Source organism: Neorhizobium sp. S3-V5DH (assembly GCF_004343065.1).
Classification (GTDB): Bacteria; Pseudomonadota; Alphaproteobacteria; order Rhizobiales; family Rhizobiaceae; genus Neorhizobium; species Neorhizobium huautlense.
On the sequence record NZ_SMCL01000012.1, the window covers coordinates 23,408 to 44,437 of the forward strand.

The window sequence follows — 21,030 nt, forward strand, 5'->3', positions numbered from 1 at the left end:
TTGCGATGGCCACCCCCCTCGTCGTTTCCGAAGTCTTTAAAAGCTTCACCATGCATCTGCGCGACGGCATCAAGCTGCCGGTCGTTAACGATGTGAGCTTTTCGGTCGCAAGCGGCGAATGCGTCGTGCTCGGCGGCCCGTCAGGCATCGGCAAAAGCTCGATCCTGAAAATGCTCTACGGCAACTACGCCGTCGATGCCGGGCAGATTCTCGTCGATCACAAGGAAAAACTGGTCGATATCGCCCGGGCCGATCCGCGCACCGTGCTCGACGTGCGTCGCCATACCCTCGGTTATGTCAGCCAGTTCCTGCGAACCGTGCCGCGTGTTTCTGCGATCGACGTGGTCGCCGAACCGCTCGTCGCTCGCGGGATCGGAGCGCCGGAAGCAAAAGAAAGGGCTTCCGACCTGCTCGCAAAGCTCAATCTGCCGCGCGAGCTCTGGAGCCTGCCGCCTGCCACGTTCTCGGGCGGCGAGCAGCAGCGCGTCAACATCGCCCGCGGCTTCATCACCAGCCACAGCATTCTGCTCCTCGACGAGCCGACCGCATCGCTCGACGCGGTGAACCGGAGGGTGGTGGTGGATATGATCGCCGAGAAGAAACGCGAGGGCGTGGCCCTTCTCGGCATCTTCCATGACGAGGAAGTCCGTGAGGCGGTCGCAGACCGCATCCTCGACGTTTCCCAATTTTCGCCCAGAAAGGCCGCCGCATGAGCGTCAAGGTCGGGCTGGAGCCCGCGATCCACCAGACCGCCCGCGTCAACAACTCCACGCTCGGCCGTTACACCGAAGTCTCGGAGCGCTGCCGGATCGACGAGGCGGAGATCGGCGACTATTCCTACATCATGCAGGACGGCTCGATCTGGTGCGCGACGATCGGCAAATTCGTCAATATGGCGGCGGCCGTGCGCATCAACGCCACCAACCATCCGACATGGCGGGCGACGCTGCATCATTTCACCTATCGTGCCGCAAATTACTGGGATGATGCGGAAAACGAGGAAGACTTCTTCGAGTGGCGACGCGACCATCGCGTCGTCATCGGTCATGACGTCTGGATCGGACACGGAGCAACGGTCCTGCCGGGGGTGACCGTCGGCAACGGCGCCGTGATCGGCGCCGGCGCCGTCGTCTCTAAGGATGTCGCGCCCTACACGATCGTCGGCGGCGTGCCGGCAAAGCTCATCCGGGAACGCTTCACGAAGGAGATAGGCGAGGCCATGGACCGGCTTGCATGGTGGGACTGGGACCACCTGAAACTCAGAGCCGCACTGGATGATTTCCGTGCCCTTTCTGCGGAAGAATTCCTTCTCCGCCATGGCTGAAGCATCATCATTATGTCATGGAAATCTTTTAGCCGAGGTCCTGTCTCGGGGCACATCGACAGGCTAGTCTTCCTTCGCCCCTCCTGGTTCCTGGATACTTGTCTTGCGCTACGCTCTCTATTTTTCGCCTTCCGAAAGCCATCCTTTGACGAGGATGGCATCCCATTGGCTCGGACGCGATGCCTTTAGCGGTGAAATATTCCCGACACCCGAGGTGGATGGACTGCGGGGAGAGACAGTCCATGCGCTGACTGCCGATCCGCGGCGTTACGGTTTCCATGCAACGCTGAAGGCGCCCTTCGAGCTGCATCCCGACCGCACGGAGGCGGAACTAATCGCCGCCACAGAACGCTTTGCTGCCGACACGCCCGCTTTCGACATCCCAAATGTCATCATCGGCCAACTCGGGCGGTTCTTTGCGCTCGTGCCGGACACGATCTATCCCGAACTGCAGCATTTCGCGGCCCGGACAGTGGAAGAATTCGAGCCGTTCCGGGCGCCGCTCACGGATGCCGATATCGCTCGCCGCAAACCGGAAAACCTGAGTGTTCCCCAGCGCGCCAATCTCGACCGCTGGGGTTATCCCTATGTGATGGACGAATTCCGGTTTCACATGACGCTCACCGGCCAGGTCCCCCCCGAACAGGCCTCTGCCATGCGCCTTGAGCTAGACCGCCGATTTGCCGCATTTGCGCATAAGGCGCTTGCCGTCGATGGGCTTGCGCTGTTCATCGAACCTTCGCGCGGCGCCCCCTTCCATGTTCATCGCTGGTTCCCGCTGGCGCGCAGCGCCGCAAACAGAAAGATTGCCTCATGACCGCCGAACTCGTGCTCACCAACGCCCGTATCGTGCTGGAGGACAGCGTGATCCACGGCTCCGTCCAGATTCGCGACGGCAAACTCGCCGACATTTCGGAAGGCCTCACGCGGACGGGAGAGGATTTCGAAGGCGACTATCTGATCCCGGGCTTGGTGGAATTGCATACCGACCATCTGGAACAGCACTATTCGCCGCGTCCCGGCGTGCGCTGGAACACGATTGCGGCAATCCAGGCCCATGACGCGCAGGTGGCGACCTCCGGTATCACCACCGTCTTCGATTGCCTTCGCATGGGCGCGGACGAGGACGGGGGTTTTGTCAGGGGCGAAATGCGCGAGATGGCCGACGCCATCCACGCCGCAAGCCAAGAGGGCCGGCTACGCTCCGAGCACCTTATCCACCTGCGCTGCGAGGTCTCGGCCGACAACGTGCTCGAACACTTCGTCGACTTCGAGGATGATCCCTATGTCCGGCTCGTCTCGCTGATGGATCATGCGCCCGGCCAACGCCAGTTCCAGACCATGGATCAGTACGTCTTCTATTATAAAAAGAAGCGTGGCCTAACCGACGAAGCCTTCGCGAAGTTCATTGCCAAACGGCAGGAGGAGTCGGCACGCAATTCCACCCCGCACCGCCTTGCCATCTCGAAGGTCTGCGCCGAGCGCGGCATTACGGTTGCCAGTCACGACGACGCTACATTGGCCCACGTGGGCGAAGCGATCGAGAATGGCGTGCGGCTGGCGGAGTTTCCCACCAGTTTCGATGCCGCGAAAGCGTCGCACGACGCGGGCATGAGCGTGTTGATGGGCGCGCCGAACATCGTGCGCGGCAAATCCCATTCCGGTAATATCGCGGCTCGCGACTTGGCCGAACGCGGCGTACTCGACGTACTTTCCTCCGACTACGTACCACTCAGCCTCCTGCATGCGCCATTCGTGCTTGCCGATGAAGTGGAAAGCATTTCCTTGCCGAAAGCCCTTGCCATGGTGACCGCGACGCCTGCCCGGACCGTTGGTCTTGATGACCGCGGCCGGATAGAGACGGGTCTGCGTGCCGACCTCGTCCGTGTCCATCACGAGCAGGGCGTGCCGGTGGTCCGCGCGGTCTGGCGGGAAGGCAAACGGGTCGCCTGATGGACGCGCGGCCGGAAGACGCCGGGCCTTCCGGCACGATGGTCGTGGTGGTCGGTCCGAGTGGCGCCGGCAAGGACACGCTCATGGCCTATGCCGCCCGGCATTTCGCGGGAAATGAGCGCGTCGTTTTTACCCGCCGGGTCATTACGCGCGACGAAGCGGCCGGCGGCGAAGACCATGATGCCGTTTCCGAAGAAATGTTCGAAACGCTCGAAAAAACCGGTCGTTTTGCCGTCTCCTGGAGCGCCCACGGACTGCGTTACGGCATTCCCATCGAGACAAAAGCGGCGGTCGATCGCGGACGGCTTGTCGTCGCAAACGGCTCCCGTTCGGCCCTCAGCCGCTTCAAGGCCGTCTATCCGTCCCTTTTCGTCATCAACGTGACCGCCAGCACCGATGTCCTCGCGGCGCGCTTGGCGGCCCGCGGCCGGGAGACAAAGGCGGAAATACTTCGCCGACTGGAGCGCAGTTCCCTTACCGTCACCGGCGACTATCGCGTGATAACGATCGACAACAGCGGTTCGGTAGAAACGGCAGGTCATCTAATGGTCGAAGCGCTCCACAGCTGCATGCCCGCGTCAAGATAATTCGGCGAAAACCTCCGCCCCACGCTTTAAAGTCTTCCCGCAGGCTCTATTTGCCTTTTCTTGTGTAGTAACGAGGAAAAGTATGAGTCAGATCAAACCGCGTGACGGACAGCAGGAAACCGTGGCAATAGCCGACCTTGAGGCCCGCGTGGTCGTGCTCGAGATCGTTTCGATGACCGCGCTCGCACTTGCCATGGACACCACCGACAATGCGGATGTTGAATATGCCCGCGGCATCACAAGCCTGATCATGGAAACGGTGCAACAGCGTTGCGGCGAAATGAACATGCCGGCCGAGGCCCGTCTGACCGCCTGCTCCTATGCCGGCGAACTGCTGTCCACGGCACTTCAATCTCTCTATCCCAAAGGACATTGAGCCGGTCAGTGAGCCTCGTCCCAATTGGTTGCGGCCCGCGCATCGACCTTCAGCGGCACCCTCATGGCTATCGCAGGCATGGCGGCCTGCTCCATGGTCGAGACGATCACGGGTAGCGCGCGCTCCACTTCGTCATCCTCCACCTCGAAGATCAGTTCGTCATGCACCTGCAGCAGCATGCGAGCCGAGAGCCCGGCATTGGCCAGCGCCGGCTCCATCTTCACCATGGCCCGGCGGATGATGTCGGCCGCCGAACCCTGGATCGGCGCATTGATCGAAGCCCGCTCGTTGAAAGCCCTGACCGAAGGGTTGGAAGACTTGATCTCCGGGTAGTGAGCGCGGCGGCCGAAGATTGTCTCTACATAGCCGTTCTCGCGGGCGAAATTCTTCGTGCTTTCCATATAGTCGCGGATGCCCGGGAACCGCTCGAAATATTTCTTGATGTATTCGCCGGCTTCCGACCGCTCGATGCTGAGCTGGTTCGCAAGGCCGAAGGCCGAAATCCCGTAGATGATGCCGAAGTTGATCGCCTTGGCGCGCCGGCGAACCTCGCTCGGCATTCCCTCTACCGGCACGCCGAACATTTCGGAGGCCGTCATGGCGTGAATGTCGACGCCATCGGAAAAAGCCTGGCGGAGCTGGGGGATATCCGCCACATGGGCGAGCACGCGCAGTTCAATCTGGCTGTAGTCGGCCGAGACCAGCTTGTGGCCCGGCGTCGAGATGAAGGCCGTGCGGATCTTCCGCCCTTCCAGGGTGCGCACCGGAATGTTCTGCAGGTTCGGCTCGGAAGACGACAGGCGACCGGTCGTTGTGGAGGCCAGCGAGTAGCAGGTATGGACCCGCTTGGTTTGCGGATGCACATAACCCGGCAGAGCATCCGTGTAGGTCGACTTCAGCTTGGTGAGCTGGCGCCAGTCGACGATCTTGCGCGGCAGTTCGTGCCCGGCGGCGGCCAAATCCTCCAGGACGCTTGCCGAGGTCGACCACTGGCCGGTCTTCGTCTTGGCGCCGCCCGGCAAGCCCATCTTGCCGAACAGGATGTCGCCCAGCTGCTTCGGCGAGCCGATCGTGAATCTTTCACCGGCCAGCGTATAAATCTCGTCCTCGAAGGCCGCAGCTCTCTGGGCCAGCTCGCCGGAAAGGCGGGAGAGTATCTGCCGGTCGATGGTGATGCCGCGTTCTTCCATATGGGCGAGGACAGCCACCAGCGGGCGCTCCAGGCGCTCGTAGATACGCGTCAGGCCGGCCGCGGCAAGTTGCGGCTTCAACGCCATCCAGAGGCGCAGCGTCACATCAGCATCTTCCGCCGCATACGCCGTTGCCTTGTCGATGTCGACAAAGTCGAAGGTTACTCCGGCCTTGCCGCTGCCGGCGACGTCCTTGAACGTGATCGGCTTGTGGTTCAGCCAGCGTTCCGACAGCGCGTCCATGCCATGGTTGGCCTTGCCGGCCTCCAGCACATAGGACATCAGCATCGTGTCGTCGTAGCTTTCGACGGTGATGCCATGGCGTTTCATCAGGAGATAATCGAATTTCAGGTTCTGGGCCACTTTGAGAACCGAGGAATCCTCCAGTAGCGGCTTCAACCGGGCGAGCGCCTCGCGCATCGGGATCTGGTTTTCGGCAAGCCCTCCGCCTAGCAGGTCGCCGACTCCCGTCTTGTGGTTGAGCGGGATATAAGCCGCGCGGACATCAAGGCCGGTCGGGCTGTCGATATTGTCCGCCAGCGCCAGCGAGAAACCGACAAGCTCCGCCTGCATCGGATCGAGCGACGTGGTTTCGGTATCGAAGGCGACGAGGCCCGTATCGCGGGCCGCCCTGATCCAGTCATCCAACATCTCCACGTCGCGGATCGTCACGTAACAGCTCGGGTCGAGCTTGGCATTCGCGAAGGCGTCGATGCGGGCCTTGGCAAGTTCGGCCGGCGTCGCCGCATCCGTTCCCTTGGCAACCGGCGCCTTGGCCGCGTTGGCAGGTGCCTTGGCCGCGGCTTCTCCGGTGTCTGCGGGCGTTACAGATCCGGCATCGAGATCGGGGCCTCGGGCGGCGTCGCCCCATTCGACCTTGACCACGGCGGGCTCAATGGCGTCCGCATCGCAATCGCAGGCCGCCGCAACACGCCGCGTGAGCGTGCCGAATTCCATGGTCTTCAGGAATCCGATCAGCTTCGGTCCGTTCTGAGGCTCCAGCACCAGCGCATCGAGCGGCAGCTCGAGCGGCACATCGGTGCGCAGCGATACGAGCCGGCGCGACAGCCGCGCGAGATCGGCATTGGCGACGATATTTTCCCGTCGCTTCACCTGCTTGATCTCGCCTGCCCGCGCCAGGAGCGTATCGAGGTCGCCGAACTCTTCCAGAAGCTGGGCCGCCGTCTTCGGGCCGATACCCGGGATACCCGGCACGTTGTCCACCGAATCCCCGACCATCGCCTGCAGGTCGATCATCTTTTCCGGCGGCACGCCCCATTTCTCGACGACGTCGGGAATGCCGATCTGCTTGTCCTTCATGCTGTCGTACATGTGGACATTCGGCGTGACGAGCTGCATCAGGTCCTTGTCGGAGGAAACGATGGTCACGTCCGCGCCGATCGCCTCGGCCTGCCTGGCATAGGTGGCGATAATATCATCCGCCTCGAAACCTTCCGTCTCGATGCAGGGCAGATTGAAGGCGCGGGTCGCTTCCCGAATCAGGCCGAACTGCGGGATCAGCTCTTCCGGGGGCGCGGAGCGGTTTGCCTTATAGGCGTCGTAGAGGTCCTTGCGGAACGTCTTCGCGGAATAATCGAAAATGACGGCGAAATGGGTGGGCGTGACGCCGACGGACGTATCGCGGGCGTCGGTCAACAGCTTCCATAGCATATTGCAGAAGCCGGAAACGGCGCCAACCGGTAGTCCGTCGGATTTTCGGGTGAGCGGCGGCAGCGCATGGAAGGCGCGGAAGATGAAGCCGGAGCCGTCGATAAGGAAGAGATGATCGCCTTTTTTCATGGGCCAAAGCAATAGCGTGGGGCATTCGTTCCGTCCACGAAAACTTGGGCTGGCGCGGGTTTGCAAAGCCTCACCGGAACGTTACCGATTTGTAATGGCCCAATGCCTTGAAAAGCTCCGTTGCGGCGCACATCTCAGCAGTACCGGCGACTGATCACGCCGCAGTCTGGAAGACGGCCTGTCCCCCGCCGCACCAGACCGGGCAAAGACCTACCCCCCTCTCCGGGTCTTTGCCCTTCCATCGGAACCGCCATGGCTGTCCCCTCCCGGCCATGGCGGTTTTTCCGTTTTAAGAGCACAGAAAGACTTGTCATTTTCCGAGTCTTCGCACAGGCTTGGCGAAAGCATGGCCTGCGATATATCCGGCTGCCCCATAGGCAGATCGGAGAGGATGGAGACCGAAGCCATGGCATTCGACCGCTCGCGTTCGGCGACCTATCTTGCCGGTCAACTGGCCAAAGGCTTCGCGCGCTCACTGCAGACGCGATCTGCGGCACTGGGCTTTTCTCCGGGACAGTTTCCCGTCCTGCTCGAACTGTGGCAGGAGGATGGGCTGACCCAGAAACAGCTTCTCGACCGGCTGGAGGTGGAGCAGGCAACGCTGGCCAACACCCTCTCCCGGATGGAGCGCGACGGTCTCATCCAGCGCACACCGCATCCCAACGACCGACGGGCGCAAATCATCACACTGACCCAGGCCGGCCGCGATCTCGAAGCGGAGGCCGTGGAAGCCGCAGCCGACGCAGATGCGGCCCTTTTCGAGGGGTTCAAGCGATTTGAGCGGGAGCTGATGATCGAATACATGCGGACGATCGTGGAGACCGCGCGCAAGCTCTGACAGCTCCATCAACCGCCCGTATCAGGAACAGCACGCGCCGCTTGCCGAGGACGGTCCGCAGCAGGCGGCCGCCTTCCGGCTTTCCTCGGCCAGCCAACGGTCGCGAGGCTTGCAGCTCGCCGGCCGCGGCGACAATTCCACATGCAGGGCGCCATCCCCAAAGATGGGAAGCGACGCACAAAAGAGCTGCATCGGCTGCACGCCGTCACTCACCTCGAAGGTCAGCTTGGCGGATCCGTCGAGCCGCACATGCTCGGACACCTTGCGGATGATCTTGGAGAACTTCGCCGCCGGCATGTGCGTCCTGTCGCCTTCTTCGATATCCCAGAGCTGGACGAATATCTCCGACCATGCTTCGGGATTGGCGCCGCAATCAAGCGCGGAGAAATGGCCGGCCTTCACCTCGGTCACGTGATAGCCTTGCTTGATGGCCTTGCCCTCGTAATGGAATACCAGCGGCACCTCCGCGTGACTGGCAAGCGTGTCGAGCATCAGGCCAAGAGTGATATCAGCGGCGCGGGGCTTGTCGATCGCATTCATTTGCGCTACTCCTTGTTTCAATATTTCAAGGATCATTGAATTATGGAGAAACGTCAAGCCCTCGCATCCTTCGGCGCGCTTTCGCAGGAAACGCGCCTGGAGATTGTCCGGATGCTGGTCATCGCCGGACCAACGGGAATGCACGCGGGAGCGATTGCGGAGAAGATTGGGACGTCGCCGTCCAACATCTCCTTCCACCTCAAGGAGCTCGACCGGGCGGGGCTGATCGGCCAGCAGCGGGAATCGCGATCGATCATCTACAGCGCGAAATACGACGCGCTTTCAGACCTCGTCCGCTTTCTGATGGAGGACTGTTGCGCCGGGCATCCAAAAATCTGCAAGCCTGCTGCCACCGTCACCGCCTGCGGCGGTCCTTCGAACAAGGAAAGTGCGATCGGGGACCCTGAAGGTACAACGTCGCTTAGTTTGCAATCCATATCCGGAAATGACGCCGACCTGCGTATTGCTCTGACTGCCGCGGCACTGCCGACCGACGATCTGACCGAGGACGGTCGCCACTTTTTCCGGATTGCCCGCGGCACGGATACCCTCGGCTTCGGCGGATACGAACTGCATGACGGAGACGCGCTGCTGCGGTCGCTCGTCATTCTCCCGGACCACCGCGGCAAAGGCCTTGGAGATCTGGCAACCCGCCTTCTCCTTGAGAGCGCCCATTCAGCAGGCGCCCGGCGAGCTTATCTTCTGACCACCTCGGCGGCCTCGTTCTTCGAACGCCTCGGGTTTGAAAAGATCGATCGGTCGGCGGCTCCGACCGCTATCCTGCAAACCCGGCAGGCGACGTCCATCTGTCCGGCCTCGGCGGCACTCCTCGCCAAACCGCTTACGCCGGGCGCCGACGCGAACGTTGGGAAGAAGTCGGAAGACTTGAACGCATGAGCCCCAGAACCTTATGAGTGCCCGCATTCCGATTGCTCCCATTGCCGCCCTCGGCATCACCCAGATCATCGGGTACGGCACCCTCTATTACAGCTTCAGCATCCTGGCGCCGGACATGGCGGCATATTTTGCCTGGTCAACGGAATGGATCTTCGGGGCATTGTCTGCGGCGCTTCTCGTCGGCGGCCTGGCCGCTCCCTGGCTCGGCTCGCTGTTCGACCGCTGGGGAGCAGGACGCGCCATGACCCTCGGTTCGGTCGTTGCGGCTGCAGCTCTCACGGCTTGCGCCATGGCGCCGGGGAAGATCGCCTTCGTTGCCGCATTGATCGCCATAGAGGTTGCGGCCAACGTCGTGCAATACGGCGCTGCTTTCGCTCTTCTTGTCCAGCTCCGACCCGAGGTTGCGCAACGAAGCATCACCTATCTGACCCTTATTGCCGGGTTCGCCTCGACGATCTTCTGGCCCCTAACGTCGGCTCTGCACGAACACCTTTCCTGGCAGAACGTCTATCTGGTCTTCGCGGCCCTGAACCTCCTGATCTGCATGCCGCTGCATGCCTGGCTGGCGCGTGGCGCAAGCGCCCGGGAACCTCTCGAAGCAGCAGTGCCTTTGCGGGCGGAAGGAGTACTCGCTCCACGATCGCGGCGCCTCGGATTCGCCCTTATGGTCGCAGGCTTTGCGCTGCAGTCGCTGGTCAGCTCGGCAGCGCTGGTGCACATGGTGCCGCTACTGTCGGCGCTGGGGCTCGGCGCCACCGCCGCAATTGTCGGCACGCTTTTCGGCCCTTCGCAAGTTCTTAGCCGGCTCATCAATATGCTGCTCGGCCGCGATCTGCAGCCCCTCCACCTGGCCACGATCGCGGCAGCGCTGTTGCCAGGCGGCGTTCTGGTACTGATCCTGACCGCCCCTTCCGTGCCGGGAGCCATGGCTTTCGCGGTAATCTTCGGCATGGGCAACGGGCTTCTCAGCATCGTCGCCGGCACCTTGCCGTTGTCGCTATTCGGAAGCGAAGGTTACGGCAGGCTGCAAGGCAAGATGATGGCGGCGAGGCTCATCACCTCGGCCATCGCGCCTTTTGCGCTGGCCTTGTCGATGACCTGGATAGGCGTCATATGGTCATTGGCGGTGACGGCGGGGCTGGGCGCGATTGCGGTGCTTGCCTTCGTGCTCATCGGCCGCCTGGCCGGCCACCAGCGGGCGACAGGCGAACCGGCGCCCTAGCACACAAACGTCGCTTTGCCATTGTGCCTTCATGCATAGGCTTGCTAACAAGGAGCGCGCCACCACGGCTGACTCTTCCTCGTCCGGAAGAGCCAAGGCCTCGCATTTCAAAGACAGGGATCTTTTCATGACCGATCTTTCCGCCGTCCTCGATCGCGCCGACCAAAACCTTCCCGCCAGCCTCGAACGTCTGTTCGGCCTCGTCCGCATCAAGTCGATCTCCACCGACCCGGCCTTCAAGGCGGATTGCCGCAAGGCGGCCGAATGGCTCGTTGCGCAACTTACGGAGCTGGGCTTCGAAGCCTCGGTACGCGATACGACCGGTCATCCCATGGTGATCGGCCATCATCCGGGACCGCATGCCGATGCGCCGCATGTGCTGTTTTACGGCCATTACGATGTGCAGCCGATCGACCCGATCGAACTCTGGGAGGACGATCCTTTCGATCCCAAGGTGAAAGACCTAGGCAACGGGCGAAAGGTCATCACCGGCCGCGGGACCTCGGACGACAAGGGCCAGCTCCTGACCTTCGTCGAGGCTTGCCGGGCCTGCAAAGAGGTTCATGGCAACCTGCCGGTGCGGGTGACGGTTCTTTTCGAAGGGGAAGAAGAGTCCGGCTCGCCGTCGCTCAAACCCTTCCTCGAAGCCAATGCGGCGGAACTCACGGCCGACTGCGCGCTCGTCTGCGATACCGGCATGTGGGACGGCGATACGCCGGCCATCGCCGCAGCCCTCCGGGGACTGGTCGGGGAGGAACTGACGATCAAGGCGGCCGACAGGGACCTTCATTCGGGCCTTTTCGGGGGTGCTGCCGCCAATCCCATCCACATCCTCACGGATATCCTGGCCGGCCTGCACGACGAGACCGGGCGGGTGACGCTGGACGGTTTTTATGACGGCGTCGAAGAAACCCCGTCGAACATCAAGGCCGGCTGGGAAACGCTCGGCCGGGACGCGAAGTCCTTCCTGGGCGAGGTCGGCCTTTCGATCCCGTCGGGCGAGAAGGGCCGCTCGGTTCTGGAACTCACCTGGGCGCGTCCGACGGCCGAGGTGAACGGCATCTGGGGCGGCTATACCGGCGAAGGCTTCAAGACCGTGATCGCGGCCGAGGCCTCCGCCAAGGTATCGTTCCGCCTCGTCGGCCAGCAGGAGCCGGCCAAAATCCGCGAGGCCTTTCGCGCCTATGTCCGGTCAAGGATCCCCGGTGACTGCTCGGTGGAATTCCACGAGCATGGCGCTTCGCCGGCAATTCAGCTCTCGTACGATTCCCCGGTTCTCACCAAGGCCAGAAACGCTCTGTCCGACGAATGGACCAATCCTGCCGTCGTAATCGGCATGGGCGGGTCAATCCCGATCGTCGGAGATTTCCAGAAGATGCTCGGGATGGATTCGCTGCTTGTCGGCTTCGGCCTCGTCGACGACCGCATTCATTCGCCCAATGAGAAATACGACCTGAAGTCCTTCCACAAGGGCATACGCTCCTGGACCCGCATCCTGGCGGCGCTGGCCGGCTAATCGGGCCACATAGAAAAGGCCCCGCAGTTTTCACTGCAGGGCCCTCAAACAAAAAGGCCGGGCAAGCCCGACCTTTCCACTCCCATTCATGGGTGCCAGTACATCCGTGGTCACTCTCAATGGGACAAGCATTTCCGACGCGGCCGCTTCGCGACCTCAAAGAAGTCAACGCGGCTCTAGCGGTCATCGTCTCTCCGAACGGTAAACATCCCGTTAACGCGGAAATGGATATCGTCTCAAGACGGCACGGTTTCCCGTATTTGCCGTTACACGCAGTCCTCAAGCGCTTAGCTCAAACCTGCGGTGCGTCGGAAACGCCATTGAACCCTAGATAGGAAGGCCTTTTCCGATTTGCAAGGGTGCTCGAAAGACCCAAAACAAAAGGCCGGCAAAGCCGGCCTTCCGAACATTGGTCGCGATCTCTACGATCAAGCCGACTGAAGACGGTCGGCCGAAACCTTGCCCGAACGCTTGTCCGTGACGAGTTCGTAGGAGAGCTTCTGGCCATCCTTGAGTTGGCCGAGGCCGGCGCGCTCGACAGCCGAAATGTGAACGAAAACGTCCTGTGCGCCGTCATCCGGCTGAATGAAGCCATAGCCCTTGGTTGCGTTGAACCACTTTACAGTACCGGTCGCCATAACGATGCCTTTCCCTTGCAAATGACCGACTATTCCGCGCTCTGCGCTTGGAACGGTGAAGTTTCGTATTTGAAGAAAGATCGTCGCAGACGCCGGAGGCGCTTAGTGCTGGCTATCAAACAAATATCGATGGCTCACCATCTAGGGTCTTACCGCAAAAAGGTCAAGATCGGGAAATTCAGGGAGGGCGCGAGAGCCGCAGGGACGCTCATCGCTGAAAGCAGAAAACCCGGCGCGGGAGGAGGTGCGCCGGGTTTCTGAAACTGACCAACAACTGGGAGGAGGAGGTGTCGTTGGTCCCATCGGGGGCGCTGGGAGGAGGAGTGCGCCCGTCGATGATTGTGTTATACAGGATCAGAGCTTAAAAAACAGCCAGGATTTTGCACCGCAGCATTGCAAAATTCGCATACCTGTCTCTGCCGCTTGCGATCCCGTTTCCATTGCGCCATTTTCCGGGTCATGAGTCTCGAATCCGTCCGCGCCTTCTTCGCCGCCCACGCTCCCGATCTCGACGTGATCGTCACGGAAGACAGTTCGGCGACCGTGGCACTTGCTGCGGCCGCCCATGACGTGGCGCCCGATCAGATCGCCAAGACGATCTGCGTCCGCGCCGGCGACATGACGGCGCTGGTCGTCATGTCCGGCACGAGCCGGCTCGACAACCGCAAGTTCCGGGATCGCTTCGGCGCCAAGCCTCGGATGCTCGACGCAGAGGAAGTGACCGCACTCACCGGCCATCCGGTCGGCGGCGTCTGCGCCTTCGGGCTGGCCTCAGCGATCCCTGTCTATTGTGACCTGTCGCTCAGGAGGCATGCGGAAGTCCTGCCGGCCGCCGGGGCCATCAATGCTGCGGTCCGCATCGCGCCGGAGCGCATGGCAGAGCTGACCGGAGGAACCTGGGTCGACATCAGTCAAGATCCCGCAGGCGGAGATACCTCCACCTAAAGCGTGTTGCCCTGCTCCTAGAAGCGGTCGCCTAGGTAGCGGCGATACCAGGCCTGCTTGCTCTCGGCCGACGCCGTCGCGACGACGTAACCTATCGCAAAGCCGATTGCGCCGATCAGGGTAAAAAGTGTGGTCGTGGCTGCGGGGTGTTCGCGGATCGTCCCGGCCACCGAGGAGGCTTCGCTCTGGACATAGCTGGCGGCATCGCTGGCTCGGCCGGTGATCTTTTCATAGGCCGTGCCGGTTTTCTCGGCGAGCAGCTGGCGCAGATTGGCAATCTCCGAACGCAAGGTCGCGATTTCGTTGCCGACGTTGTCACCGGACTCGTGATCGAAAGACGGCGCGTCCGTCTTCAAGGGCGTTTTCAGATTTCTGATTGGCTCTGCCATACCGGCCTCCTTGTTGCTGATCGAGAAATCGGTCAACTGACAAGGGCGGGATAGGTTCCTTGTTTCCGCCGGGATGCTAGAGACTTTTCGCCAGGTTCTCGGCGAGCGTTGCCAGCTGGTCCTTATCGTCGGAACCCTTTTGCAGGGAATTCACCAGGATGAGGGCCAGTGCCTCTGCGTCAGGGCTATCCTTGTCGATCTGATGTTCCGCGCAAGTTTCGTCAAAGACCTGCTGCAACAGGCTCAGCTGCTGCGGATGGACCGGATTGCGAACCATCTGTCTAGGCATATAACCCTCCCGATCAAACTGGGGCACGACCGGCGATAATCTCCCCGCTCTTGCAATAGTGGCGTCGATATTGATCGCCGGCTTCTATTGCAGCAGTCTTGCGCCAGCCATGCCGACGCCGGAAGAGATAACGTTTTCCGACCAAAGGTTATTAACCGTGAGCCTTTTCTAATGGATTGGCAACAACAAGATAAAACGGGTGCAATATTGGGGTGGACCCGTAAGGGGTTCTACCTATGCGAGCCTGCCCTGAGGCCGGGCAGGCTCGATTCATATCGCAGGGTCAAGCCATGCCGGCAGGATCGCCGATGGGTAAAAGAGCCGGATCAAGCGTGGGATCCTGAGGGTTTTTGGTATCTCCCGGATCTTGAGCCGGAGTAAGAGGGGGCTTTTCCTGGGTCCTGTCAGGAATGCCGTCCGTCGGCGTCGGTCCTCGCGGCGTTTCCGAAGTTGGCGTCGGTATCGGGTCTCGGTTGGGCATAACGATCTCCTTTCTGTTCAAGGAGTCGAACGGCCCAAATCAATGCCGGTTCCGCCCTCTGTAGACGATAGCCCTATCGCCACCGGTCCCAACCGGAGGGAGCCCGCGCAGAAGACGACAGGCCGACCATGTAACCCACGGCAAAGGCAAGAAGACCGACGGCTGCAATTGCAGAGCCCGTAGCAGCGGGATGATCGACCGCATGGGCCGCCACCATTCCCGCTTCATCCCTCACGCGAGCAACTGCGGTTCTCGCTTTGGCAGCGGCGCCTGTTTCCTGGGTGATATCGCCTGTAAAGCCGATGTCCAACGATTTCCTGGCCATTATGGTCTCCTTTGCGGAGATAACCCAAGGCGGGAAAAGAGGTTCCAAGCCAGCGAAAAACCCGCGCCTGCGAAAGCCGACGCGGGCTCGCCGACTACTCGGTGACTTCGGTCTGTTCTTCCGTCTGCTGACGCTTCAGGACGACCATTTGTTCACGGGCTTTGTCGGCGGCAGAAGCTGCAATGCTCGCCGTGGTGACCTCCTTGTCGACCTCGGCAGACGCCGTGACCTTGTGGCCGGCGCATTCCGCAAGGGCTGCGGTCGACGAAAGGCCCGGTACGGCTGCGACGACGAGAAATGTCTTCATGTCATTCTCCTTCGTTGTGGTTGCGGCTTTAATCTACCCAAGGACATAATGAACTCGAAATCACGAATCCGCGTCTCCGGCCGCGGATAGGCGGCAAGATTGGTAAATTTCCGCAACCCAGCCGATTGCCTTGGCCGGTTACATCAATTTCGACAGCGTCTCGCGATTCACAAAAATATCGGTCTTGCCGGCTTCGTAAGCCGGATGACTGAATTCGAACTTTTCCTTCTCGGGCATTTCGAGCGCCTGCTTGACGCTTACCAGCCCGACCGGAACGCGCTGGTCGCCATTACGCACGACCGCCTCGACAATCTTGATCATTTCCTCCCCTCCTCCAAGGTGGAATCCGTCAGAACGCGGAACCCTTCTTGTTGTTCCAGGGAGAATCGGCTTTTTTTGAGAAACAAATCAAGCTGACGAATCGATCTACTGTCCAAGCCGATCCTAATGGAAATCCAGAGGAAGCTGGATGCCCTTGGGAATGTTCGGGCGGCGCTGGTTGGCAATCTGAATTTTCTGAAATGTCTCGCGCCGGCGTTCGGCTTCAGCCTCGCGGATTGCCCTTGAGGCTGCGACGGCGGCCATGGCGCGTTCAATAACCTGTTCTGCTCTGGTCATCGGCAACTCCATATGTTCTCTTTTTGTTCTCACGGATGTGAATAAAAGTCAAGCCCATTCCAGATTCGGGCAGGGTTCCGGCGCCGACAGTCCTGCCTTTACCCCTCCTTAAATCGCCGCATTTAGAGTCCAGCAGTGGCCCGGGCGACGAGACAATTGGGTAAGAGCCTGTTTCCGCAGGCGAAGTGACGGGGGTACGCCAGCTCATTATGGGGTTCAAAGGCAGACCAGACAAACGCGTGGAGCCTTCCTTCGACGGCTCGCGCCAGAACGACGATTTACGCCTCGACGCTGAGGAACGGATCGTCGGCAATGGTCGGACCGCGAAGCGCTCCCCCAAGGCAAGCGGCGAGGAGCGCTCCGAAAATCGGGCCCGATCAGGGCAATCCGAACGCGCCCGCCCCTCCCGCAACAAGCCGTCACGCCGCCGCGGAGAAGGCGGGCTTTTCTCGCCGTTGCGGACTCTTATCTACTGGTGTCTGGTTCTTGGGATATGGGCAGGCATCGGCGTCGGCGGCCTCGTCCTTTATTACGGTGCGCAGATGCCCTCTGCCAGCACCTGGGCCATTCCCGACCGGCCTCCGAACATGAAGATCACGGCCATCGACGGCTCGGTCATCGCCAACCGCGGCTCGACCGGCGGCGAAGCGCTGGCGCTTGAGGAAATGTCGCCTTACCTGCCGCAGGCAGTGATCGCCATCGAAGACCGGCGCTTCTATTATCATTTCGGCGTCGATCCGCTCGGTCTGGCCCGCGCCCTCGTCAACAACCTGACCGGCCGGCCCATCCAGGGCGGCTCGACCATCACGCAGCAGCTTGCCAAGAACCTGTTCCTTTCGCCGGAACGCACCTTCGAGCGGAAGATCCAGGAGGTCCTGCTCTCCTTCTGGCTGGAGCACAAGTTCACCAAGGACCAGATCCTGGCCATGTATCTGAACCGGGTCTTTTTCGGGTCGAACGCCTATGGTGTGGAAGCGGCGTCGCGGCGCTATTTCAACAAATCCGCCCGTGATGCCAATCTCGGCGAAGCCGCGACGCTTGCCGGACTGCTCAAGGCGCCCTCCCGCCTTTCGCCCGCCCGCGATCCCAAAGCCGCTGAGGCCCGAGCTCAGGTCGTGCTCGGCGCCATGCGGGAGGAAGGCTACATTACCGACAGCGACCTGAAGACCGCCATGTCGCAGCCGCCCGCAAACGCCAAGAGCTATTGGTCCGGTGCCCAACATTATGCGGCAGACATGGTCGTCGACGAAGTTAAGGGACTTATCGGAGAACCGAAGACGGATGTCGTCGTGGAGACGACCGTCGACCTGCGTCTCGAGCAAGCGGCCGAGAAGGCCCTGAACGACGTCCTCAAGAAGGAAGGCGGTAAGCTCAATGCCTCGCAGGCGGCCCTCGTGTCCGTCGACGCGACGGGGGCCATCCGCGCGCTCGTCGGCGGCCGCGACTATGCGACGAGCCAGTTCAACCGTGCCGTCAAGGCGAAACGCCAGCCCGGTTCCGCCTTCAAGCCGTTCGTCTATGCAGCGGCCCTGGAAGCCGGCGCGCGGCCGAATTCCGTGCGCAACGATGCGCCGGTAAGGATCGGCAACTGGACACCGGAAAACTATGACGAAAAATACCGCGGCGAGGTGACACTCGCCTCCGCTCTCGCCCAGTCGCTCAACACCGTCGCGGCACAGCTGGTCATGGAAGTCGGGCCGGACAATGTGATCAGCCTCGCTCACCGGCTCGGCATCGAGTCCGAGCTGCAATCCAATGCGTCCATCGCGCTCGGAACCTCGGAAGTGTCGCTGGTCGAACTCACCTCGGCCTACGGCGCCTTCATGAACGGCGGCTACAAGGCGACCCCGCACATCGTCAAGCGAATTCTCGATACAGAGGGCAAGGTGCTTTACGAAGCGGATTATGCCAATCCGCCGCGCGTCCTGAGCGAACCCGTCGCGGCAACCATGAACAGCATGATGAACCGCGTCATCAACGAAGGCACGGGAAAGGCGGCGAGACTCGATGGCTGGCAGGCCGCCGGCAAGTCCGGCACCACCCAGTCGTTCCGTGACGCGCTCTTCGTCGGCTATACCAGCATCATGACGACCGGCATCTGGTTCGGCAACGACGACGGCACCTATATGAAGAAGGTGACCGGCGGCGGGCTGCCCGCCAAAGCCTGGAAGGAATATATGACCGCGGCCATGAAGGGCTATACGCCGACCTCGCTCTTCGGGACCGGGCGCGGTCTCGACCTGCCGCCGCCGGCCGTCCAGCCGGATGCGGAGCCCACGACGATCGGCGACATTATTTCGGGGATTCTACCGGGCGCGGGGCGCCGCGCCCAGGAAGAGCTTCCTCCGGACTATCCGCCGGCTCCGCGTGCTCCGGTACAGGATTCAGCCTATGGCGGACGCGACCGCTACGGCGACGTCGTTCCGCCTGCCGATGTCCCTGTGCGCGATTACCGCGAATATCGCGGCCCTTACGATACGCCTGCCCCCCTTCCTCCCATGGAGGTCGGCCGCGGTCCCGTACCGCCTGGAGAGGTCGGTCCCGCCGCTGCCGCGCGGCAGCCTCGGCAGACCACGCTTTTCGACATCCTCATGGGACAGTAAAGCGATTTCGCAAAGGCACATGGCAAAGTCCTATATTTGCTGGGATACGGGCGACTTCTCGCCTTGCAGTCCGAAAAACCCGTCCTTATATACCCCATGACCGCAGCCGATGCTGCGAAACCATCCCAGTCGAGGAACTGTCAAGGGAATGCCTGAAGGGGGTTCCGACGGTTCGCTTAAAGGAGAGAGAAGAAATGGCAAAAGTAATTGGCATCGACCTCGGCACCACCAATTCCTGCGTCGCCATCATGGACGGCAAGGACGCGAAGGTGATCGAGAACGCTGAAGGCGCGCGTACCACGCCATCCATGGTCGCATTCACCGATGATGGCGAGCGCCTCGTCGGCCAGCCGGCCAAGCGCCAGGCAGTCACCAACCCCACCAATACGCTATTCGCCGTGAAGCGCCTGATCGGTCGTCGTTACGAAGATCCGACCGTCGAGAAGGACAAGGGCCTCGTTCCCTACGACATCACCAAGGGCGACAACGGCGATGCCTGGGTAAAGGCTCACGGCAAGAACTATTCCCCGGCTCAGATTTCCGCGATGATCCTTCAGAAAATGAAGGAAACCGCTGAGTCCTATCTCGGCGAAAAGGTGGAAAAAGCCGTCATCACCGTTCCGGCCTACTTCAACGACGCCCAGCGCCAGGCCACCAAGGATGCCGGCCGCATCGCCGGTCTCGACGTCTTGCGCATCATTAACGAGCCGACCGCTGCCGCTCTCGCCTATGGCCTCGACAAGAAGGAAGGCAAGACGATTGCCGTCTACGACCTTGGCGGCGGCACCTTCGATATTTCCGTCCTCGAAATCGGCGACGGCGTCTTCGAGGTGAAGTCCACCAACGGCGACACCTTCCTCGGCGGTGAAGACTTCGACATGCGCCTCGTCGAATATCTTGCAGCCGAGTTCAAGAAGGACAACGGCATCGACCTGAAGAACGACAAGCTGGCCCTGCAGCGCCTCAAGGAAGCTGCCGAAAAGGCAAAGATCGAGCTCTCATCCTCGCAGCAGACCGAAATCAACCTGCCGTTCATCACGGCCGACGCGTCCGGTCCGAAGCACCTGACGATGAAGCTGACCCGCGCCAAGTTCGAAAGCCTGGTCGACGATCTCGTTCAGCGCACCGTGGCACCCTGCAAGGCAGCCCTCAAGGATGCCGGCGTTTCGGCGGCCGAAATCGACGAAGTGGTTCTGGTCGGCGGCATGAGCCGCATGCCGAAGGTCCAGGAAGTCGTCAAGCAGCTGTTCGGCAAGGAGCCGCACAAGGGCGTCAACCCGGATGAAGTGGTGGCCATGGGCGCTGCGATCCAGGGCGGCGTCCTGCAGGGCGACGTCAAGGACGTGCTGCTGCTCGACGTGACCCCGCTGTCTCTCGGCATTGAAACGCTCGGTGGCGTCTTCACCCGCCTGATCGACCGCAACACGACGATCCCGACCAAGAAGTCGCAGGTTTTCTCGACTGCCGAGGACAACCAGCAGGCCGTGACGATCCGTGTGTCGCAGGGCGAGCGTGAAATGGCCGCCGACAACAAGCTGCTTGGCCAGTTCGACCTCGTCGGTCTGCCGCCGGCACCGCGCGGCATGCCGCAGATCGAAGTCACCTTCGACATCGACGCCAACGGCATCGTGCAGGTTTCGGCCAAGGACAAGGGCACCGGCAAGGAACAGCAGATCCGCATCCAGGCCTCCGGCGGTCTCTCCGACGCCGAGATCGAGAAGATGGTCAAGGACGCAGAGGCCAATGCCGAAGCCGACAAAAAGCGTCGCGCAGCGGTCGAAGCCAAGAACCAGGCCGAAAGCCTTGTTCACTCGACCGAGAAGTCGCTCACTGAGTATGGCGACAAGGTTTCCGAGACCGACCGCAAGGCGATCGAGGACGCGATCGCTTCTCTGAAGACCGCCGTCGAGGCCGCGGAACCGGATGCCGACGACATCCAGGCGAAGACGCAGACCCTGATGGAAGTCTCCATGAAGCTTGGCCAGGCCATCTATGAGGCCCAGCAGGCGGAAGGCGGCGCCTCCGAAGGCGGCAAGGACGACGATGTCGTCGATGCCGACTACGAGGAAGTCAAGGACGACAAGAAGTCGGCTTGATCGTAACGTTGCCTGATGGCAATGCCTCGACCATAGTTGACAGCGTATCCGGCTGCCCTTGTGCAGCCGGAATCCTTTCCGGAGCCGGTTACCTCC

22 protein-coding genes and 2 pseudogenes are annotated in these 21,030 nt (G+C 61.4%); 14 read left to right on the plus strand and 10 right to left on the minus strand.

Going from position 1 to position 21,030, the window contains the following annotated elements:
- The first annotated feature begins 5 nt into the window (after positions 1-5).
- The 6 genes from phnL to EDE09_RS17020 all read left to right on the plus strand — a co-directional run bounded on the left by phnL (position 6) and on the right by EDE09_RS17020 (position 4,240).
- Complete coding sequence (gene phnL / locus EDE09_RS16995) at positions 6-713, plus strand: phosphonate C-P lyase system protein PhnL (RefSeq protein WP_112796337.1); 708 nt, start codon at positions 6-8, stop codon at positions 711-713.
- Positions 710-1,324, plus strand: a complete 615-nt coding sequence (locus tag EDE09_RS17000) for a DapH/DapD/GlmU-related protein (protein WP_112796335.1) — start codon at positions 710-712, stop codon at positions 1,322-1,324. The genes phnL and EDE09_RS17000 overlap by 4 nt, the downstream gene beginning before the upstream one ends.
- A gap of 103 nt (positions 1,325-1,427) precedes the next feature.
- The gene (locus EDE09_RS17005; RefSeq protein ID WP_112796333.1) at positions 1,428-2,141 is read left to right on the plus strand and encodes a DUF1045 domain-containing protein; all 714 of its coding nucleotides are present in this window, start codon (positions 1,428-1,430) and stop codon (positions 2,139-2,141) included.
- Positions 2,138-3,277 (plus strand): alpha-D-ribose 1-methylphosphonate 5-triphosphate diphosphatase, encoded by a 1,140-nt coding sequence (locus EDE09_RS17010; protein WP_112796331.1) that lies wholly within the window; start codon positions 2,138-2,140, stop codon positions 3,275-3,277. Before EDE09_RS17005 ends, EDE09_RS17010 begins: the two co-directional genes overlap by 4 nt.
- Positions 3,277-3,864 (plus strand): phosphonate metabolism protein/1,5-bisphosphokinase (PRPP-forming) PhnN, encoded by a 588-nt coding sequence (phnN, locus tag EDE09_RS17015; RefSeq protein ID WP_245505182.1) that lies wholly within the window; start codon positions 3,277-3,279, stop codon positions 3,862-3,864. The genes EDE09_RS17010 and phnN overlap by 1 nt, the downstream gene beginning before the upstream one ends.
- An 82-nt stretch (positions 3,865-3,946) precedes the next feature.
- The gene (locus EDE09_RS17020; protein ID WP_112796329.1) at positions 3,947-4,240 is read left to right on the plus strand and encodes a hypothetical protein; all 294 of its coding nucleotides are present in this window, start codon (positions 3,947-3,949) and stop codon (positions 4,238-4,240) included.
- 5 nt (positions 4,241-4,245) lie between these two features.
- Here the strand turns inward: EDE09_RS17020 and polA are convergent, their stop codons facing one another.
- Positions 4,246-7,230 (minus strand): DNA polymerase I, encoded by a 2,985-nt coding sequence (polA, locus tag EDE09_RS17025; RefSeq protein ID WP_112796327.1) that lies wholly within the window; start codon positions 7,228-7,230, stop codon positions 4,246-4,248.
- A gap of 406 nt (positions 7,231-7,636) precedes the next feature.
- Between polA and EDE09_RS17030 the strand changes: the two genes are divergently transcribed.
- Positions 7,637-8,068 (plus strand): MarR family transcriptional regulator, encoded by a 432-nt coding sequence (locus tag EDE09_RS17030; protein WP_105373966.1) that lies wholly within the window; start codon positions 7,637-7,639, stop codon positions 8,066-8,068.
- Positions 8,069-8,089: 21 nt separating this feature from the next.
- On the opposite strand, the gene EDE09_RS17035 is transcribed toward EDE09_RS17030, so the two are convergent.
- Positions 8,090-8,608, minus strand: a complete 519-nt coding sequence (locus EDE09_RS17035; RefSeq protein WP_105373953.1) for a DUF6428 family protein — start codon at positions 8,606-8,608, stop codon at positions 8,090-8,092.
- A 42-nt stretch (positions 8,609-8,650) separates the two neighbouring features.
- Here EDE09_RS17035 and EDE09_RS28695 point away from each other — a divergent pair.
- From EDE09_RS28695 to EDE09_RS17050, 4 genes and pseudogenes are all read left to right on the plus strand, one after another.
- Positions 8,651-8,974, plus strand: a pseudogene (locus EDE09_RS28695) (metalloregulator ArsR/SmtB family transcription factor); the annotation flags it as partial.
- A 96-nt stretch (positions 8,975-9,070) separates the two neighbouring features.
- Positions 9,071-9,505: pseudogene (gene arsN2 / locus EDE09_RS17040) on the plus strand (arsenic resistance N-acetyltransferase ArsN2); the annotation flags it as partial.
- Positions 9,506-9,518: 13 nt separating this feature from the next.
- Positions 9,519-10,727 carry an arsenite efflux MFS transporter ArsK gene (gene arsK / locus EDE09_RS17045; protein ID WP_105373954.1) on the plus strand — a complete coding sequence of 403 codons (1,209 nt, stop codon included), beginning with the start codon at positions 9,519-9,521 and terminating at the stop codon, positions 10,725-10,727.
- Between the two features lie 127 nt (positions 10,728-10,854).
- Entirely contained in the window at positions 10,855-12,243 is a 1,389-nt protein-coding gene (locus tag EDE09_RS17050) for a M20/M25/M40 family metallo-hydrolase (RefSeq protein WP_132411924.1), read from the plus strand.
- Positions 12,244-12,671: 428 nt separating this feature from the next.
- Here the strand turns inward: EDE09_RS17050 and EDE09_RS17055 are convergent, their stop codons facing one another.
- On the minus strand, positions 12,672-12,881 hold the full coding sequence (locus EDE09_RS17055) for a cold-shock protein (RefSeq protein WP_105374924.1): 210 nt from the start codon (positions 12,879-12,881) through the stop codon (positions 12,672-12,674).
- 459 nt (positions 12,882-13,340) lie between these two features.
- Here EDE09_RS17055 and EDE09_RS17060 point away from each other — a divergent pair, with 459 nt between their 5' ends.
- Positions 13,341-13,826 (plus strand): YbaK/EbsC family protein, encoded by a 486-nt coding sequence (locus EDE09_RS17060; protein WP_112796323.1) that lies wholly within the window; start codon positions 13,341-13,343, stop codon positions 13,824-13,826.
- Positions 13,827-13,843: 17 nt separating this feature from the next.
- Here the strand turns inward: EDE09_RS17060 and EDE09_RS17065 are convergent, their stop codons facing one another.
- From EDE09_RS17065 to EDE09_RS28225, 7 genes are all read right to left on the minus strand, one after another.
- Entirely contained in the window at positions 13,844-14,215 is a 372-nt protein-coding gene (locus EDE09_RS17065) for a hypothetical protein (RefSeq protein ID WP_132411926.1), read from the minus strand.
- A gap of 76 nt (positions 14,216-14,291) precedes the next feature.
- Positions 14,292-14,504 carry a hypothetical protein gene (locus EDE09_RS17070; RefSeq protein WP_132411928.1) on the minus strand — a complete coding sequence of 71 codons (213 nt, stop codon included), beginning with the start codon at positions 14,502-14,504 and terminating at the stop codon, positions 14,292-14,294.
- A 283-nt stretch (positions 14,505-14,787) separates the two neighbouring features.
- A complete protein-coding gene (locus EDE09_RS28940; protein ID WP_105374920.1) occupies positions 14,788-14,985 on the minus strand; it encodes a hypothetical protein in 198 nt (65 codons plus the stop codon).
- A gap of 73 nt (positions 14,986-15,058) precedes the next feature.
- Positions 15,059-15,310 carry a hypothetical protein gene (locus EDE09_RS17080; protein ID WP_105374919.1) on the minus strand — a complete coding sequence of 84 codons (252 nt, stop codon included), beginning with the start codon at positions 15,308-15,310 and terminating at the stop codon, positions 15,059-15,061.
- A 94-nt stretch (positions 15,311-15,404) separates the two neighbouring features.
- Entirely contained in the window at positions 15,405-15,617 is a 213-nt protein-coding gene (locus EDE09_RS17085) for a hypothetical protein (protein WP_132411930.1), read from the minus strand.
- Positions 15,618-15,755: 138 nt separating this feature from the next.
- Positions 15,756-15,938, minus strand: a complete 183-nt coding sequence (locus EDE09_RS17090) for a hypothetical protein (RefSeq protein WP_105374917.1) — start codon at positions 15,936-15,938, stop codon at positions 15,756-15,758.
- Positions 15,939-16,061: 123 nt separating this feature from the next.
- A complete protein-coding gene (locus EDE09_RS28225; RefSeq protein ID WP_165924206.1) occupies positions 16,062-16,235 on the minus strand; it encodes a hypothetical protein in 174 nt (57 codons plus the stop codon).
- A 209-nt stretch (positions 16,236-16,444) separates the two neighbouring features.
- Between EDE09_RS28225 and EDE09_RS17095 the strand changes: the two genes are divergently transcribed.
- Together EDE09_RS17095 and dnaK are read left to right on the plus strand one after the other, a co-directional pair.
- The gene (locus EDE09_RS17095; RefSeq protein WP_105374915.1) at positions 16,445-18,838 is read left to right on the plus strand and encodes a transglycosylase domain-containing protein; all 2,394 of its coding nucleotides are present in this window, start codon (positions 16,445-16,447) and stop codon (positions 18,836-18,838) included.
- A 194-nt stretch (positions 18,839-19,032) separates the two neighbouring features.
- Positions 19,033-20,934 carry a molecular chaperone DnaK gene (gene dnaK, locus EDE09_RS17100; RefSeq protein ID WP_105374914.1) on the plus strand — a complete coding sequence of 634 codons (1,902 nt, stop codon included), beginning with the start codon at positions 19,033-19,035 and terminating at the stop codon, positions 20,932-20,934.
- Positions 20,935-21,030: the final 96 nt, after the last annotated feature.